We start from the raw sequence: 15,052 nt of genomic DNA on the forward strand, positions 1-15,052 counted from the left end.
TGGTTTCAACGATGCCGTCGGTGGTCCGGTTCAGCAGTGAATAGTTTTCATCGGGTTACGCGGCTACCAGCTCATTCGGCTCAAAACTGTCCGCGCGTGCCATCTGCCACATGCGCGAATAGAACTCGCCGTTCACTTCACCGGTGAGCAGTTCACCGGGCTTGAGGAACACATGCAGTTGCGAGAACAGTTTGATTTCAGTCGCCGACATGCGTCGCACCAGGTGCTTGGCCGACAGCTGCGAGGGATGATCCAGACCGGCTGCGGCGAGCATTTCCGCCAAGGCCTTGAGGGTGTTGCGGTGGAAGTTGAACACGCGCTGGGCTTTGTCCGGGACCACCAGCGCACGTTGGCGCAGCGGGTCCTGGGTGGCGACGCCGGTCGGGCATTTGTTGGTGTGGCAGCTCTGCGACTGGATGCAGCCGATGGCAAACATGAAGCCGCGCGCGGAGTTGGCCCAGTCGGCGCCGATGGCCAGGACGCTGGCGATATCGAACGCGCTGACGATCTTGCCGCTGGCGCCGAGCTTGATCTTGTCGCGCAGATTGAGGCCTACCAGCGTGTTGTGCACAAACAGCAGACCTTCACGCAGCGGCACACCGATATGGTCGGTGAACTCCACCGGCGCGGCGCCGGTGCCGCCTTCCTTGCCGTCGACCACGATAAAGTCCGGGAGGATGCCGGTTTCGAGCATGGCCTTGGCGATGCCCATGAACTCCCACGGGTGGCCCAGGCAAAACTTGAAGCCCACCGGTTTGCCGCCGGACAGTTCGCGCAGTTGGGCGATGAACTGCATCATTTCAATCGGCGTGGAAAACGCGCTGTGGCGCGACGGCGAGATGCAGTCTTCGCCCATCATGATGCCGCGCGTCTCGGCAATTTCCTTGGTGACCTTGTGCTTGGGCAGGATCCCGCCATGGCCGGGTTTTGCGCCCTGGCTCATCTTGATTTCGATCATGCGTACTTGCGGGTTCTGCGCCTGCGCGGCGAAGCGTTCCGGGTCGAAGCGGCCATCGCTGGTGCGGCAGCCGAAGTAGCCACTGCCCAGTTCCCAGGTCAGGTCGCCGCCGTTTTCGCGGTGGTAAGGGCTGATGCTGCCTTCGCCGGTGTCGTGGGCAAAGTTGCCGAGCTTGGCGCCCTGGTTCAATGCGCGAATGGCGTTGGCGCTCAACGAGCCGAAGCTCATGGCCGAGATATTGAACACCGACGCCGAGTACGGCTGCTTGCACTGCGGGCCGCCGACCATCACGCGAAACGCGCTCGGGTCACTCAACGGCGCAGGGCGCATGGAGTGGCCGATGAATTCGAAGCCCGATTGATACACGTCGATCAGGGTGCCGAAGGGTTTGTCGGCGGTTTCGTTCTTGGCGCGCGAGTAAACCAGTGAGCGTTGCGCGCGTGAGAAGGGCAGCGCGTCGCTGTCGGATTCGAGCAGGTACTGGCGGATTTCCGGGCGGATGGCCTCCACTAGGTAACGGATATTGCCCAGGATCGGGTAGTTGCGGCGCACCGCGTGGGGGCTTTGCAGCAGATCGAACAGACCGATCAAGCTGAGCACGCCGGTGACCACGGTGATTGGCCACAGCCATTCATGTTCGATAAAGGGGAGGCTGGCGAGGGTAAAAATGACGCACACGGCAAAGAAGGCGTAACGGCTTAGTAACGACAGGCTCATACGGTTTTCCTTGGGTTCACTCATCGGCTAGGCGTTTTGCGCCTGTAGAAAGATCGAGAACAGCTCCGACTGGGATTTGATCCCTAGCTTGCTGTACATGTGTTTCTTATGGACTTTCACGGTTTCAACAGAGATTTCCAGCTTACGAGCGATTTCCTTGCTGGAGCAACCGCTGAGCATCAAGCGGCCCACATCCAGCTCGCGGGCGGTGAGTTGCGCGCCCCAGTCATCATTCTGAATCGGCGGCTGCGGTGCGCTGACCTGCTTGAGTTCAAAGGGCAGGCGCTGGCGCAGCAGGCTCAGCACCCAAGGCTGGATCAGCGACAGCAAAGCGATCTGCTGCGGGTCAAAACGCTGTTTCGAGCCCAGGGACAGGCACAGGGTACGCCCATCCGCCAACTGGCAATTAAATTGGATTTCATCGGCCACCACGTTCAGGCGGAAGTAGCGCTGGTAGTACTCGGTGAGTTCAAAGTGCTCCGGCGCGACTTCGGCCAGGCGAAACAGGCCGGTGCGCGAGTGTTCGCGGCTGGCGATATAGAAGGGGTCGAGCAGGTACAGGCCGTTGAGGTAGTCCTGGAACAACTGGTCCGGCGTGCCGTCGACGCCCGGGCATTCGGCGAACACCAGCGGGCGGTGCGCGCTGCTGAACAGCAATACCACCCAGCTGTCGAACGGCACGTAGTTGTCCAGCAAGCGCACGAGCTGGGTCCAGAAGTTGGCCTGGTCGAGGGCGTCTATCATTTGCCCCACCGAACGGTGCCAGGCGATGTCTTGTAGCGAGACTGTCATTCGTCTACCCCCATAGGGTTACCCCGGCGGCGTGATTTCCCCGACGGGTGCGGCTGCGCATACTGCGCCACAGATAAAACAACAGGACTTCCCATGAAGGTCGAATTTGCCCAGTTGGCAGGTCGTGATAACGGCACAGCTTACAACCTTGAGCGCGCCTTGGCGGCAATTGCTGCCTGCGCCGCCGACACGCAACTGATCGTATTTCCGGAAACCCATCTGATGGGCTTCCCGTCAGCCGAGACCGTCGCCGACATCGCCGAGCCGGTGGATGGCCCGACCGTGCAGGCCGTTATCGAGGCGGCTCGCGCAGGCAATATCGCCGTGGTGATCGGCATGGCCGAGAGCGACGCCGGCCAATTCTATAACACCACGTTGCTGATCACCCCCGAAGGCATTGCCCTGCGGTATCGCAAGACCCACCTGTGGGCCTCGGATCGCGGCGTGTTCACGCCCGGTGACCGCTATGCCACTTGCTTGTGGAACGGTGTGCGTGTCGGCCTGTTGATCTGCTACGACATCGAGTTCCCGGAAACCGCCCGCGCCAACGCGCAACTGGGCGCCGAACTGCTGATTGTCACCAACGGCAACATGGACCCTTACGGTCCCACGCACCGCACCGCGATCATGGCGCGCGCCCAGGAAAACCAGGCGTTTGCACTGATGGTCAATCGGGTGGAAGAAGGCGATGGCGGCCTGTTGTTCGCCGGCGGCAGTGCCCTGGTCGACCCGATTGGCACGCTGCTGTTCGAAGCCGGGCGCGAGGAAGGACAATTTACCGTCGAGCTGGACCTTGACCAATTGGTGGCGGCTCGCAAGGACTACCGCTACCTCGACGACCAGCGCTTGAAATTGCCGGGTGAGGTGATCGAGCGCACGGATGGGACGCGTGAACTGCTGATTCCTAAACCCTGAGAATTCCTATGGCGAGCGGGCTGTTGTGGCAAGCCCGCTCGCCACATCAAGCATCGCTCGCCACAGTAAATACGATTGATCATAAGAAAAATGACATCCGCTTCACCGACTTCAGTTCTGCCATAAATCTAATAAATCAGCGGAGAATCGCTCATGGCTCGTTTGCAACGCACCCTGTCGTTAGGGTCGGTGGTGCTGTTTGGCATCGCCTATATGACGCCGATCATTGTGCTCGGCACCTTCGGCATCCTCGCGCAATCCACTGGCGGCATGGTGCCGGCCGCTTACCTGGCCGCCCTGGTGGCGATGTTCTTTACCGCCATGAGTTACGGGCGCATGGCGTCGGCCTTTCCGGTGGCCGGTTCCGCCTACAGCTACGTGCGCAAGGCGATCAGCCCGAAACTGGGCTTTATCGCCGGTTGGGCGGTGTTGCTCGACTACCTGTTCTTGCCCATGGCCATCTGGTTGATCGGGGCGGCGTACCTGCATTCGGCATTCCCTGCGGTGCCGCAATGGATCTGGGTGCTGGCGTTTATCGGCGTCACCACGGCGATCAATATCATCGGTCTGAAACTGGCCAACGGCATTAATGCGCTGCTGATGTTGGTGCAGTTTCTGGTGCTGATTGCGTTTGTCGCGCTGTGCATCCATTACATCGGGGGCGACGCGAGCAAGCCGCTGTGGACCGTCGCGCCGTTCTTCAACGGCCAGATGCACATGCCGCTGATCATGAGCGGGGCGGCTATTGCCTGCTATTCGTTCCTGGGCTTTGACGCGGTCAGTACCTTGACTGAAGAAACCCGCGACCCACGCCGGACCATTCCGCGGGCGATCATGCTGATCACCTTGATCGGCGGGTTGATCTTCGTTGGCGTGTCGTATTTCGTGCAGATCGCGCATCCGTCGTTCGAGTTTGCCGATGTGGATTCGGCGGCCTATGAAATTGCGCGCAATGTCGGCGGTGACCTGTTTGTGTCGATCTTCCTGATCGGCTTGATCGTCGGCCAGTTCGCCTCGGGGCTGTCGGCCCAGGCCAGCGGTTCGCGCTTGTTGTTCGCGATGGGGCGCGACGGCGTGTTGCCCAAGTCGTTCTTTGGCACCTTGCATGCGCGCTTCGGCACGCCGGTCAACAGCATCCTGTTGTGTGCGGTTGTGGCGTTGCTGGCATTGAAGCTGGATGTGACCACCTCCACCTCGTTCATCAACTTCGGTGCATTCCTGGCGTTCAGCCTGGTGAACCTGTCGGTGATCTTTCACTACTGGATCGGCGCGAAAGCGCGTGGCGTGCGTGAGTTGATGTTGTTCCTGCTGTTCCCGGCCATCGGCCTCGCGGCGGACGTGTGGCTGATGGTCAGCCTCGATCATCTGGCGATTTACCTGGGCGTGGTGTGGTTGGCGATCGGCCTGGTTTACCTGGGGTTCCTGACGCGCGGCTTCTCGCAACAGCCGCCGGAAATGGACTTTCAGGAAGCTGCATAGACGCCACAGGTCTATCCTTATTGCAATCGGTTCTCGTTTGGGTGCATGATTTGTGTTACTGTGTAACACATTGATTGCACTCAAACGCCCCGGAGGCACTATGAAAACTGGTATCCATCCCGACTACCGCACCGTGCTGTTCCACGACACCGCCGCCGACGTGTTCTTCCTGATCGGCTCCACGGCCGACAGTGATCGCACCCACACACATAGCGATGGCAACACGTACCCTTACATTCCGTTGGACGTCTCCAGCGCCTCGCACCCGATCTACACCGGCCAGCAACGCAAGACTCAGGTCGAAGGCCGGATTGCCGGGTTCAACAAGCGTTTTGCGTCGTTTGGCACCAGCCCGAAAAACGCCGAGGCGTGAGGGATTCACGTTTCACCTCAAAGGCCGCTCCAGCATTTGGAGCGGCTTTTTTTATGCGTTGATATCGCAAGGCCATCACCTGGTAAAAACCAACTAAACTACCGGGTAATCGCCAGGAGGCATTGTCCCAGACCGTAAGGAACGCAGATCGACGATCCGAGGTGTCCCATGGGAGAGTCAGTGACCTTTATCGATGCCAACCGTCCAGTGCTGCTGTTGATCGACGCCCACCCGGACGTTTTGCACAGCCTCAAGCGATTGCTCAGCCTGGAGCCCTTCGAACTGCACAGCGCCACCTGCGCCGCTGATGCCCTGGGCATTCTCGCCACTCAACCCATTGACCTGGTGATGAGCGCCGCGCGTCTGCCGGACATGGATGGTGCCTCGTTGCTGGCGCACATCCACCAACACCACCCGCACACGGTGCGCATTCTGCTGACCGGCGAGACCGACCTGACGCTGATCGTCAGAGCCATTAACGAAGGCCAGATCTACCGTTACCTGAGCAAGCCCTGGAACGATGAAGAACTGCTGCTGGCCCTGCGTCAATCCTTGGCCCATCAGCATTCGGAGCGCGAGCGTGGGCGCCTGGAGCTGCTGATCCAGGCGCAGAACGATGAACTCAAGCAGCTCAACGCCACATTGGAAAAACGTGTTGCCTCTCGCACCAGTGAATTGCAGCAAACCGCCGATATGCTCGACCTGGCCTACGAAGAGCTCAAACACAGCTACGCCACGGGCACCGAGGTGTTCTCGTTGTTGGCCAACCTGCGCTTACCGCGCGCCAAGCAAACCAACCGGCAAATCATCGAATTGGTGCGCACCTGGTGTGTGGCCCATGGCGTAGATGAGGCCAGTAACCGCGACCTGACCATGGCTGCCGCGCTCTACAACATCGGCAAATTGAGCTGGAGCGACAGCATGATGGCCTCGCCTTCAGACCTGTTGCACAGCAGCGACCGTGAGCGTTATCGCGCTTACGCCACCCAAAGCGAATCGTTGCTGATGACTCTGGAACCGATGAAAGACGCAGCGCGGCTTATCCGCCATCATCAGGAACGCTGGGACGGCAGCGGTTTTCCCGATCACCTCAAGGGTGACGCGATTCCCGCAGGTTCGCGCCTGTTGAAACTGGCGGTGGACTTTATCGAGCTGCAAAAGGGCCTGATCCTCGAACGCCAGATGAACAGCGACGAAGCGCTGCTCTATATCCGCAAATACGCCGGTCGCCTTTACGACCCCGACATGGTGGAAAGTTTTGTTTCAGTCTGCGCCACGTACCTCAATGACGTGACCCTGGGCGACCCCAGTGTCAGGGTGCTGGGCGCCCGCGAGCTGGAGGAGGGCATGGTGCTGGCGCGCAACCTCAACGCCGATAACGGCATGTTGTTGCTCAACGCCGGCAAGGTGCTGAACCTGCCGCTGGTGGACAAGTTGATTGCCTTTGAGACCATGGAAGGTGCCAGGTACAGCGTGTTTATCAAAGAGCGGCATGAAGGATTGCTTTGCGAATAACGCGCTATCTGTGATCCTTGCGCCTTTGCATTCGAGGCAGTTTTTACATGACATCCACTATCCGCATCGCCGCTGCGCTGTTGATTGGCAGCGACGGCCGAACCCTGCTGGTGCGCAAGCGCGGCACCCAGGCGTTCATGCAACCGGGCGGCAAGATCGACGCCGGCGAACAACCGGCCCAAGCCCTGGCCCGTGAGCTGTTTGAGGAACTCGACCTGCGCATCGAGCCAAGCCAGGCTGTCTATCTTGGCCACTTCTCGGCCCCCGCCGCCAATGAGCCTGGGTTCACCGTGGACGCCGAGCTGTTCCAGGTGCACATCGACGTAGCGGTGACGCCCGCGGCCGAAATCGAAGAAGTGCGCTGGATCGACCCTGCCGGTGACGGTGGCCTGCAACTGGCGCCGTTGACGCGCGACGTGATCCTGCCGTTTTACCGCGCATCGCTGACCTGCGACGCATGATGATTCGTTCACTTGGCGCCAACGACGCCGAGGCTTATCGGGCGTTGATGCTTGAGGCGTACGGCGCTTATCCGCAGGCGTTCACCTCCAGCGTGGCGGAGCGCGCGCTGATGCCCTTGAGCTGGTGGGAAAAGCGCGTCGACAGCCCGCTGGATCGGCTGCTCGGGGCTTTTGAGGGGGACGCATTGGTGGGCATTGTCGGCCTGGCGTTCGAGCCGCGTGAGAAAGCGCGCCATAAGGTGACCTTGTTCGGCATGTACGTGAACCGGGCGTACCAGCACCGAGGCCTGGGCCGCCAGTTGGTGGAGGCGGCGCTCGCCGAGGCGCGTGAACATCCGCACCTCACACTGATTCAGCTGACCGTCACCGCTGGCAACGACGCCGCCTTCGCGTTGTACCAGCGCTGCGGCTTCATCCAGTACGGCCTGGAGCCACTGGCGGTGCGGGTGGGCGAGGATTATTTCGACAAGATCCACATGTGGCGTGAACTCAAGGTCGACTGAAATCCCAGGTGGGAACTCAATCCCATGTGGGAGCTGGCTTGCCTGCGATAACATCGCCTCGGTGCTGCAGCCAGACCGCGTCGTCTGCTATCCCAGGTGGGAACTCAATCCAATGTGGGAGCTGGCTTGCCTGCGATAACATCGCCTCGGTGCTGCAGTCAGACCGCGTCGTCTGCATCGCAGGCAAGCCAGCTTCCACATTTTTAATCTGTGTCGTTCAGCGAACGGCGCTGACGCCATCGAGCGTGGAAAACGACGTGTCCTTGGCCGTCAGCAGAAAGTCGCGCATGTACGGCGCGTCCAGCATGTCTGCACGAATCCCCGCATACAACGTTGCGAACAGCCCTTTCTCGCCCAACCGTTTGGCCTTCACGTAACCGCGCGAGCTGTACTCATGCAGCGCCCAATGCGGCATGCCGCACACACCACGGCCGCTGGCCACCAGCTGCATCATCATGACCGTGAGTTCCGAGGTGCGCACCTGGGCCGGTTCCACGTCGGCCGGCTCTAAAAAGCGCGTGAAAATGTCCAGCCGATCGCGTTCCACCGGGTAGGTGATCAGGGTCTCGGTGAGCAAATCTTCGGGCACGATGTACGATTTGTTCGCCAGTGCGTGCTGGTTGGCCACGGCCAGCATGGCTTCGTATGTGAACAGCGGCACGTAGGTGATGCCCGGCAATTCCAGCGGGTCGGAAGTCACCACCAGGTCCAGGTCGCCCCGCGCCAGCGCCGGCAGTGGCGCGAAGGCGAAGCCGGAGGCCAGGTCCAGCTCGACTTCCGGCCAGGCATCGCGGAACTGGTCGATGGTCGGCATCAGCCACTGGAAGCAACTGTGGCACTCAATGGCCATGTGCAAACGCCCGGCGGTGCCGCCGGCGAGACGCGCAATATCGCGCTCGGCGCCGCGCAGCAAGGGCAGGGTGGCGTCGGCCAGTTGCAGCAAACGCAGACCGGCGCTGGTAAAGCGCAGTGGCTTGGTCTTGCGCACGAACAGCTGCATGCCCAAGCGCTCTTCCAGCTCTTTAAACTGATGGGACAGCGCCGACTGCGTCAGGTGCAGGCGCTCGGCGGCTTCGACCAGGCTGTCGGCTTCGCGCAAGGCGTGCAGGGTCTTGAGGTGACGGATTTCGAGCACGGGCTCTCCATGAAGACGATTTGTGAAAAACGGCAATGGCGTGAGTTTGTCTCATGTTGCAAGGCGTGTCGATCATGACCGCTGGGCGCCGTTCATCAAACTGTCACGCAACTGTGGCAGCGCGCTTGAACAAACTTCATCAGACTCGCGCTCTACTGGGGTTCTGTGTTTCGGTGTTTTTCATGCGCGTGTTGTGTTTACTGGCCGCTCTATTGTTCGGCCTGCCGTCTTTTGCGGCTTCTCGATGTGACGTCAATGTCCCGACGCAAACGGTCGACCTGGCTCAGGTGAGCATTGCCTACCAGAGCATCGGCCGTGCGTCCGACCCTGCATTGCTGCTGGTCATGGGCCTGGGCGGGCAGTTGATCCACTGGCCGGACGAAGTTGTCGTGGCGCTGTGCGAACAAGGGTTTCGGGTGATTCGCTACGACAACCGTGACGTCGGCCTGTCCACGTGGCGCCAGGCACCGGCCAGTGCCAACCTGACCTTCGAAGTGCTGCGCTACAAACTCGGCCTGCCGGTGGCGGCGCCTTACACGCTGACCGACATGGCCGACGACGCCCTGGGCTTGATGGACGCGTTGCAGATCCGCCAATTCCACGTGCTGGGTGCGAGCATGGGCGGCATGATCGCCCAGCACCTGGCGGCCATGGCGCCGCAACGGGTCGAGAGCCTGACGTTGATCATGACCAGCTCCGGCGCCGAAGGCTTGCCGGCGCCGAGTGCTGCATTGGTGCAGTTGCTGTCGCGGCGCAGCGCGCCCAACCGTGAAGTGGCGCTGGAGCAACAGGCCGACTTGCTGGCGGCGTTGGGCAGCCCGAATGTGAAGGACGATCGCCAGGTATTGCTGCATCAGGCCGCGCTGTCCTACGACCGCGCCTTCAACCCGGACGGGGTCAAGCGCCAGATCATGGCGATCCTCGCCGAGCCCAGTCGTGTGCCGCTGCTCAATCAATTGCGTGTGCCAACGCTGGTGGTGCATGGCACTGCCGACCCGTTGCTGCCGGTGATGCACGGTGTGCATTTGGCCGCGCATATCCAGGGCAGCCAGTTGAAGTTGATTCCCGGCCTGGCGCATCGTTTTCAGGAGGCGTTCAAGGCGCCGTTGCTGGCGGCGGTGTTGCCGTACCTGCAAGCCCATCGCGAAGATGCCGCGCACTGGGCGCAGATTGATTTGGGGCAGCCTTCGAAGGTGTTGTGAAGTTGGTGTATCGTGCAACTTTTACGGCGCATCAATGCCAGCGAGGTTGCCTACCATGAGTACTCCCCTGAAAATCGATTTCGTCAGCGACGTGTCTTGCCCCTGGTGCATTATCGGCCTGCGTGGGCTGACTGAGGCGTTGGACCAGCTGGGCGCTGAGGTGCAGGCCGAGATTCATTTCCAGCCGTTTGAGCTGAACCCGAATATGCCGGCTATCGGGCAGAACATCGTTGAGCACATCACTGAAAAATACGGCTCCACGGCAGAGGAATCGCAGGCTAACCGTGCGCGTATTCGTGACTTGGGTGCGGCGTTGGGCTTTGCGTTTCGCACTGACGGGCAGAGTCGTATCTACAACACGTTTGATGCGCATCGCTTGCTGCATTGGGCTGGGTTGGAAGGGTTGCAGTACAACCTGAAGGAAGCACTGTTCAAGGCTTATTTCAGTGATGGGCAAGACCCGTCCGACCCTGCGACCTTGGCGATTATTGCTGAAAGTGTTGGGTTGGATGTCACGCGTGCTGCGCAGATTCTGGCCTCTGATGAATACGCCGCAGAGGTGCGTGAGCAAGAGCAACTGTGGATTTCCCGAGGGGTGACTTCGGTGCCAACTATTGTGTTTAACGACCAGTATGCGGTCAGTGGGGGGCAGCCGGCTGAGGCTTTTGTTGGGGCGATTCGTCAGATCATCAGTGAGGCCAAGGGCTGATAGGTCTTCGGGGCCTTGTGTACCTATCCTGAGTGATTGCAGCAACAGCAGATCTGTTTTTCTGTGTGAGCTGGCTTGCCTGCGATGCAGGCACCTCGATACATCAGGCGCACCCAGTCGATGCTATCGCAGGCAAGCCAGCTCCCACATTTGACCGAGTACACCTGATGCACTGAGCTTCAAGTGTGGGAGCGGGCTCGCTCGCGAAGGCGGCGGGACGGCCGCCAGCCACCCAGAACCAACCCATCACTCAAACTTGTAACTGATCGCCGTCTGCACCTGCCCCTGGTTCACATCACCCGTCTGCTTGACGATCGTGCTGTTGGCCGCCGACCCCACCAGGTGCGTCCAACTGGCGCTGGTCAATAACGACCAATGCGTATCCAGCGGAAATTCAAAACTCTGGGTCAGCGTCAGGTTCTGGAAACCCGCGCTGGCGTTATAGGCCCGAATGCCCGAAGCCGCCGACTCCTTGTCATCCACACCAAAAAAAGTCTGCGTCTGGCGCGCATCGGCAAAGTGCGCCATCAGGCCGGTGCTACCGATGATGCCGCCACCCAACGGGTAACCCAACTCACCGCCGAGCTTGCCCAACACGCCACTCTGATCACGCCCGCCGCCCACGGCCTGGCCAACCTGCGCGTACACGCGCCAGAACTCGGCCGGAGCGTATTGGATGAAACCGCCGACTTCCGCCATGTCCGACACATCGCGCAAACCGCGCAGTGAGCCATTGGCCGTGCGGCCCGACAGGTAATTGATGTAAGGGCCGGCAGTAATGCCGTTGGTGTTCAGCACGCTCCAGGTCAGGCCGTCGTCGGTGCCCAGGCTGACACTGCCCCAGTCCAGATCGAAGTAGGGAATCGGCCGGGTTTCGTAGCGGCTGCCGGTAGGGTCGTGGGGTTGATAGCTGACACCCGCGCCCACTTCGCCGGTAATGCCGTCGGCCCATACCGTGCTGGAAAAGCCCCATAGCCCGAGCAAACCGGCGAATACAGCAGAAGTAACCTTGAACATGGAGCCATTTCCTTATCTGAACATGCGCGCATTCACGCGCGAAGGGCGTCCCTGACGCAAGCACTCATCTTGTTTGTAGCAAGCTACAAAAATTGTAGCTCCTGCGACACAAAACACCTGGGCTATCGGCCAAAACCCCAGCCCTGCGGGCTTTTAGCCAGTTGGCACAATCCCTGCTCTACCCCTCCTGCAAGCGCAAAGAGCGCGATTTTCTTCAAGCCCTCCAACTCAAGGAAAGGCAATGATCCACTGGCATATCGTGTGTGACTTCGACGGGACCATCACCCCAACCGACGTCATCGACAACGTCCTCCAACGCTTCGCCGGCCCCGAGTGGGAAACCATCGAACAGGAATGGCTGGATGGGCATATCGGTTCCCGCGAATGCCTGAGCCGTCAACTGGCGCTGATCAAAGCAACCCCGGCTGAACTGCTGGCGTACTTCGACAGCGTCGAGATCGACCCGGACTTTCCGGACTTCGTCGATCACGTCATGGGCCTGGGCGCGACCATCGAAGTGGTCAGCGACGGCATCGAACAAGGCATCGCGCGCATCCTGTCGCGCAACTACGTGACCTTGCTGCCGATCCTCGCCAACCGCCTGCGCCAGGTCGACCAGAACAGCTGGCGCATCGACTTCCCGTATTCCAGCGATGCCTGCCGTGCCGCTTCCGGCAACTGCAAGTGCAAATCCACCCCGCGCAACAAGCGCGTGCTGGTGATCGGCGACGGCAAGTCCGACATGTGCGTGGCCTCCACCGCCGACTTCGTCTTCGCCAAGGGCAGCCTGGCCGACTATTGCCAGGCCAACAATATTCCTCACGCGCGCTTCGACACCTTCGCCGAAGTGAGCGCATTGCTGGCCAAGCTGCCTCAGGGCATCGCGGCCAACGCTACCACCTTTACTGCTGACAACCAGGAACTCTTCCACCATGTCTGATATCCGTATCGCCACTGCCGAAGACCAGATCCTTCTGGATAAAGAAGCCAAGTACTGCTCCTACGGCGACACTGTTCACTACATCGAGCCGCCGCGTATTTTCAGCCGTTGCGAAGGCTCCTACGTGTGGGACACCGAAGACCAGGCCTACCTCGACCTGCAAATGTGGTACTCGGCCGTCAACTTCGGCTACGCCAACCCGCGCCTGAACAACGCGCTGAAACAGCAGATCGACACCCTGCCGCAAATCGCCAGCCAGTACCTGCACAAAGGCAAGATCGAGCTGTCGGAAATGATCGCGGTCGATGCCAAGAAGAAATTCGGCCTCGACGGTCGCGTGCATTTCAACGTCGGCGGTTCGCAGTCCATCGAAGACTCTCTGAAGGTTGTGCGTAACGCCACCAACGGCAAAAGCCTGATGTTCGCCTTCGAAGGCGGCTACCACGGCCGTACCCTCGGCGCGTCGTCGATCACTTCCAGCTACCGCTACCGTCGCCGCTACGGCCACTTCGGCGAGCGCGCGCAGTTCATCCCGTTCCCGTACCACTTCCGTGGCCCCAAAGGCATGACCAAGGAAGAATACGGCAGCCACTGCGTGCAGCAATTCGCCCGCCTGTTCGAGACCGAATACAACGGCGTGTGGGACCCGAAAGTCGGCCAGAGCGAATACGCAGCGTTTTACGTCGAGCCGATCCAGGGCACCGGCGGCTACGTGATCCCGCCGATGAACTTCTACCGCGAACTCAAGCATGTACTGGACCAGCACGGCATCCTCATGGTGTCCGACGAAATCCAGATGGGCTTCTACCGTACCGGCAAGCTGTGGTCGATCGAGCACTTCGACGTGCAGCCGGACGTGATCGTCTTCGGCAAGGCACTGACCAACGGCCTGAACCCGCTGGGCGGCATCTGGGCGCGTGAAGAGTTGATCAACCCGAAGATCTTCCCACCAGGTTCGACGCACTCCACCTTCGCCTCCAACCCGCTGGGGACGGCGGTTGGCCTGGAAATGTTCAAGATGACCAGCGAAGTCGACTACGGCGCGATGGTCATGGCCAAGGGCAAATACTTCCTGGAAGGCCTGCAGGACCTGCAGAAACGTTTCCCGATCATCGGCGACGTCGATGGCCTGGGCCTGGCCCTGCGCTGCGAAATCTGTGGCCCGGATGGCTTCACGCCAGACAAGGCGACCCTGGACTACATGGTTGAAGAAGGCATGAAGGGCGACATGGTCGTCGATGGCCAGAAACTCGGCTTGATCCTCGACGTGGGCGGCTACTACAAAAACGTGATCACCCTGGCGCCGTCGCTGGAAATCAGCTACCCGGAAATCGACCTGGGCTTGAAGTTGCTCGAGCAACTGCTGGTGCGAGCGACTAAACGGTGAGCACTTCCGGGATCGACCTCGGTGAAGGTGATGCCGGCTTCGTTCTCGGTGAAGGTCCGGTCGGGATCCTGTTGATCCACGGCCTGACCGGCACCCCGACGGAATTGCGTCAAGTCGCCAAAGGCTTGGCCAAGGCGGGTAACTGCACGGTGTACGTGCCCACCCTGGCTGGGCATTGCGGCGACAACGGCGACCTGCAAGCCACCGGCTGGCTGGACTGGTACGAAGGCGTGCGCAATACCTTCGTGCAGGTCAAGCAACGTCACGAGCAGGTATTTGTCGGTGGCTTGTCCATGGGGGCGGTGATGTCGATGTACGTGGCCGCCGAACACCCTGGGCAAGTCGCCGGGCTGTTGATGTATTCCACGACCTTGAAATATGACGGCTGGAGTATTCACAAGCTGGCGTTTCTCACGCCACTGCTGATGAAGATTCCGTTCGGCGTACACATCTGTCGCTTCGAAGAGAAGCCGCCTTACGGCATCAAGAACGAGCGCCTGCGGGCCATCGTCGAGCGTCAGATGAAGGAAGGGGAGAGCAGCGAAGCCGGTTTGCTGACCATGGAAGGCATTACGGTGCGCGAGTTGCACCGCATGAACGCCGTGGTCAAGAAACGCATGCCCGAGGTCAAGGTACCGGCGCTGGTTTTGCACTCCATCGAGGACGACATCACCAGCCGCTGGAACGCCGATTACGTGGAGCGCCATTTGGGCGGCCCCGTGACCAAGATCCTGTTGGACAACTGCTACCACATGATCACCGTCGACCTGCAATACCGACGCGTGATCGAGTTGAGCGCCGAGTTTGTCGAGCAACATGCCTGCGTCAGTCGCACGCGCGCTGCCAGTGGCGAGCGGGCTTGCCCCGCGGTGGGTGGCGCCGCCGCCCCATCACTGACACTGCATGCTTCCAGTTAGAACCGAGGTGCCTGGGTTTGGGGCTGCTCCGC

At 60.5% G+C, this 15,052-nt stretch carries 15 protein-coding genes; 11 read left to right on the forward strand and 4 right to left on the reverse strand.

The window, feature by feature from the left end; translation table 11 throughout:
• Positions 1-55: 55 nt before the first annotated feature.
• Both C4J83_RS05695 and C4J83_RS05700 read right to left on the reverse strand, forming a co-directional pair.
• Positions 56-1,675: an FMN-binding glutamate synthase family protein gene (locus C4J83_RS05695; protein ID WP_106579430.1), complete on the reverse strand. Its 1,620-nt coding sequence runs from the start codon at positions 1,673-1,675 to the stop codon at positions 56-58.
• Between the two features lie 27 nt (positions 1,676-1,702).
• Positions 1,703-2,467 carry a helix-turn-helix transcriptional regulator gene (locus tag C4J83_RS05700; protein ID WP_106579429.1) on the reverse strand — a complete coding sequence of 255 codons (765 nt, stop codon included), beginning with the start codon at positions 2,465-2,467 and terminating at the stop codon, positions 1,703-1,705.
• Between the two features lie 93 nt (positions 2,468-2,560).
• Here C4J83_RS05700 and C4J83_RS05705 point away from each other — a divergent pair, with 93 nt between their 5' ends.
• From C4J83_RS05705 to C4J83_RS05730, 6 genes are all read left to right on the forward strand, one after another.
• Complete coding sequence (locus tag C4J83_RS05705; RefSeq protein WP_124416531.1) at positions 2,561-3,382, forward strand: carbon-nitrogen hydrolase family protein; 822 nt, start codon at positions 2,561-2,563, stop codon at positions 3,380-3,382.
• A gap of 153 nt (positions 3,383-3,535) precedes the next feature.
• On the forward strand, positions 3,536-4,861 hold the full coding sequence (locus C4J83_RS05710; protein WP_106579427.1) for an APC family permease: 1,326 nt from the start codon (positions 3,536-3,538) through the stop codon (positions 4,859-4,861).
• Between the two features lie 100 nt (positions 4,862-4,961).
• Entirely contained in the window at positions 4,962-5,234 is a 273-nt protein-coding gene (locus C4J83_RS05715) for a type B 50S ribosomal protein L31 (protein ID WP_106579426.1), read from the forward strand.
• Positions 5,235-5,402: 168 nt separating this feature from the next.
• Positions 5,403-6,749, forward strand: a complete 1,347-nt coding sequence (gene nosR / locus C4J83_RS05720; RefSeq protein ID WP_124416532.1) for a response regulator c-di-GMP phosphodiesterase, NosR family — start codon at positions 5,403-5,405, stop codon at positions 6,747-6,749.
• 47 nt (positions 6,750-6,796) lie between these two features.
• Positions 6,797-7,210 carry an NUDIX hydrolase gene (locus C4J83_RS05725; RefSeq protein WP_124416533.1) on the forward strand — a complete coding sequence of 138 codons (414 nt, stop codon included), beginning with the start codon at positions 6,797-6,799 and terminating at the stop codon, positions 7,208-7,210.
• Positions 7,207-7,713, forward strand: a complete 507-nt coding sequence (locus C4J83_RS05730) for a GNAT family N-acetyltransferase (RefSeq protein WP_106579423.1) — start codon at positions 7,207-7,209, stop codon at positions 7,711-7,713. The genes C4J83_RS05725 and C4J83_RS05730 overlap by 4 nt, the downstream gene beginning before the upstream one ends.
• A 217-nt stretch (positions 7,714-7,930) precedes the next feature.
• On the opposite strand, the gene metR is transcribed toward C4J83_RS05730, so the two are convergent.
• Positions 7,931-8,848 (reverse strand): transcriptional regulator MetR, encoded by a 918-nt coding sequence (gene metR, locus C4J83_RS05740; protein ID WP_057012200.1) that lies wholly within the window; start codon positions 8,846-8,848, stop codon positions 7,931-7,933.
• 182 nt (positions 8,849-9,030) lie between these two features.
• On the opposite strand from metR, the gene C4J83_RS05745 reads away from it, so the two are divergent.
• On the forward strand, positions 9,031-10,050 hold the full coding sequence (locus C4J83_RS05745) for an alpha/beta fold hydrolase (protein ID WP_106579422.1): 1,020 nt from the start codon (positions 9,031-9,033) through the stop codon (positions 10,048-10,050).
• A 55-nt stretch (positions 10,051-10,105) separates the two neighbouring features.
• Positions 10,106-10,759, forward strand: coding sequence for a DsbA family oxidoreductase (locus C4J83_RS05750; protein ID WP_106579421.1), 654 nt, complete (start codon positions 10,106-10,108; stop codon positions 10,757-10,759).
• A 246-nt stretch (positions 10,760-11,005) separates the two neighbouring features.
• Here the strand turns inward: C4J83_RS05750 and C4J83_RS05755 are convergent, their stop codons facing one another.
• Entirely contained in the window at positions 11,006-11,776 is a 771-nt protein-coding gene (locus C4J83_RS05755; protein WP_124416534.1) for a MipA/OmpV family protein, read from the reverse strand.
• A gap of 241 nt (positions 11,777-12,017) precedes the next feature.
• On the opposite strand from C4J83_RS05755, the gene C4J83_RS05760 reads away from it, so the two are divergent.
• From C4J83_RS05760 to C4J83_RS05770, 3 genes are read left to right on the forward strand one after another with little or no spacing between them, the layout of a single operon-like run.
• The gene (locus tag C4J83_RS05760; protein ID WP_119738594.1) at positions 12,018-12,716 is read left to right on the forward strand and encodes an MtnX-like HAD-IB family phosphatase; all 699 of its coding nucleotides are present in this window, start codon (positions 12,018-12,020) and stop codon (positions 12,714-12,716) included.
• Complete coding sequence (locus tag C4J83_RS05765) at positions 12,709-14,103, forward strand: aspartate aminotransferase family protein (protein ID WP_106579418.1); 1,395 nt, start codon at positions 12,709-12,711, stop codon at positions 14,101-14,103. The genes C4J83_RS05760 and C4J83_RS05765 overlap by 8 nt, the downstream gene beginning before the upstream one ends.
• Positions 14,100-15,020 carry an alpha/beta hydrolase gene (locus C4J83_RS05770; RefSeq protein ID WP_124416535.1) on the forward strand — a complete coding sequence of 307 codons (921 nt, stop codon included), beginning with the start codon at positions 14,100-14,102 and terminating at the stop codon, positions 15,018-15,020. The genes C4J83_RS05765 and C4J83_RS05770 overlap by 4 nt, the downstream gene beginning before the upstream one ends.
• Positions 15,021-15,052 lie beyond the last annotated feature (32 nt).

Source organism: Pseudomonas sp. LBUM920, assembly GCF_003852315.1.
Taxonomy (GTDB): domain Bacteria; phylum Pseudomonadota; class Gammaproteobacteria; order Pseudomonadales; family Pseudomonadaceae; genus Aquipseudomonas.

Excerpts from the sequence above, each read along its gene's own strand:
- C4J83_RS05710 (WP_106579427.1), top strand. The coding sequence starts at position 3,536 with ATGGCTCGTTTGCAACGCACCCTGTCGTTAGGGTCGGTGGTGCTGTTT.
- C4J83_RS05765 (WP_106579418.1), top strand. The coding sequence starts at position 12,709 with ATGTCTGATATCCGTATCGCCACTGCCGAAGACCAGATCCTTCTGGAT.
- C4J83_RS05705 (WP_124416531.1), top strand. The coding sequence starts at position 2,561 with ATGAAGGTCGAATTTGCCCAGTTGGCAGGTCGTGATAACGGCACAGCT.
- C4J83_RS05760 (WP_119738594.1), top strand. The coding sequence starts at position 12,018 with ATGATCCACTGGCATATCGTGTGTGACTTCGACGGGACCATCACCCCA.
- nosR (WP_124416532.1), top strand. The coding sequence starts at position 5,403 with ATGGGAGAGTCAGTGACCTTTATCGATGCCAACCGTCCAGTGCTGCTG.
- C4J83_RS05730 (WP_106579423.1), top strand. The coding sequence starts at position 7,207 with ATGATGATTCGTTCACTTGGCGCCAACGACGCCGAGGCTTATCGGGCG.
- C4J83_RS05715 (WP_106579426.1), top strand. The coding sequence starts at position 4,962 with ATGAAAACTGGTATCCATCCCGACTACCGCACCGTGCTGTTCCACGAC.
- C4J83_RS05700 (WP_106579429.1), bottom strand. The coding sequence starts at position 2,467 with ATGACAGTCTCGCTACAAGACATCGCCTGGCACCGTTCGGTGGGGCAA.
- C4J83_RS05695 (WP_106579430.1), bottom strand. The coding sequence starts at position 1,675 with ATGAGCCTGTCGTTACTAAGCCGTTACGCCTTCTTTGCCGTGTGCGTC.
- C4J83_RS05725 (WP_124416533.1), top strand. The coding sequence starts at position 6,797 with ATGACATCCACTATCCGCATCGCCGCTGCGCTGTTGATTGGCAGCGAC.
- C4J83_RS05755 (WP_124416534.1), bottom strand. The coding sequence starts at position 11,776 with ATGTTCAAGGTTACTTCTGCTGTATTCGCCGGTTTGCTCGGGCTATGG.
- C4J83_RS05745 (WP_106579422.1), top strand. The coding sequence starts at position 9,031 with ATGCGCGTGTTGTGTTTACTGGCCGCTCTATTGTTCGGCCTGCCGTCT.
- C4J83_RS05750 (WP_106579421.1), top strand. The coding sequence starts at position 10,106 with ATGAGTACTCCCCTGAAAATCGATTTCGTCAGCGACGTGTCTTGCCCC.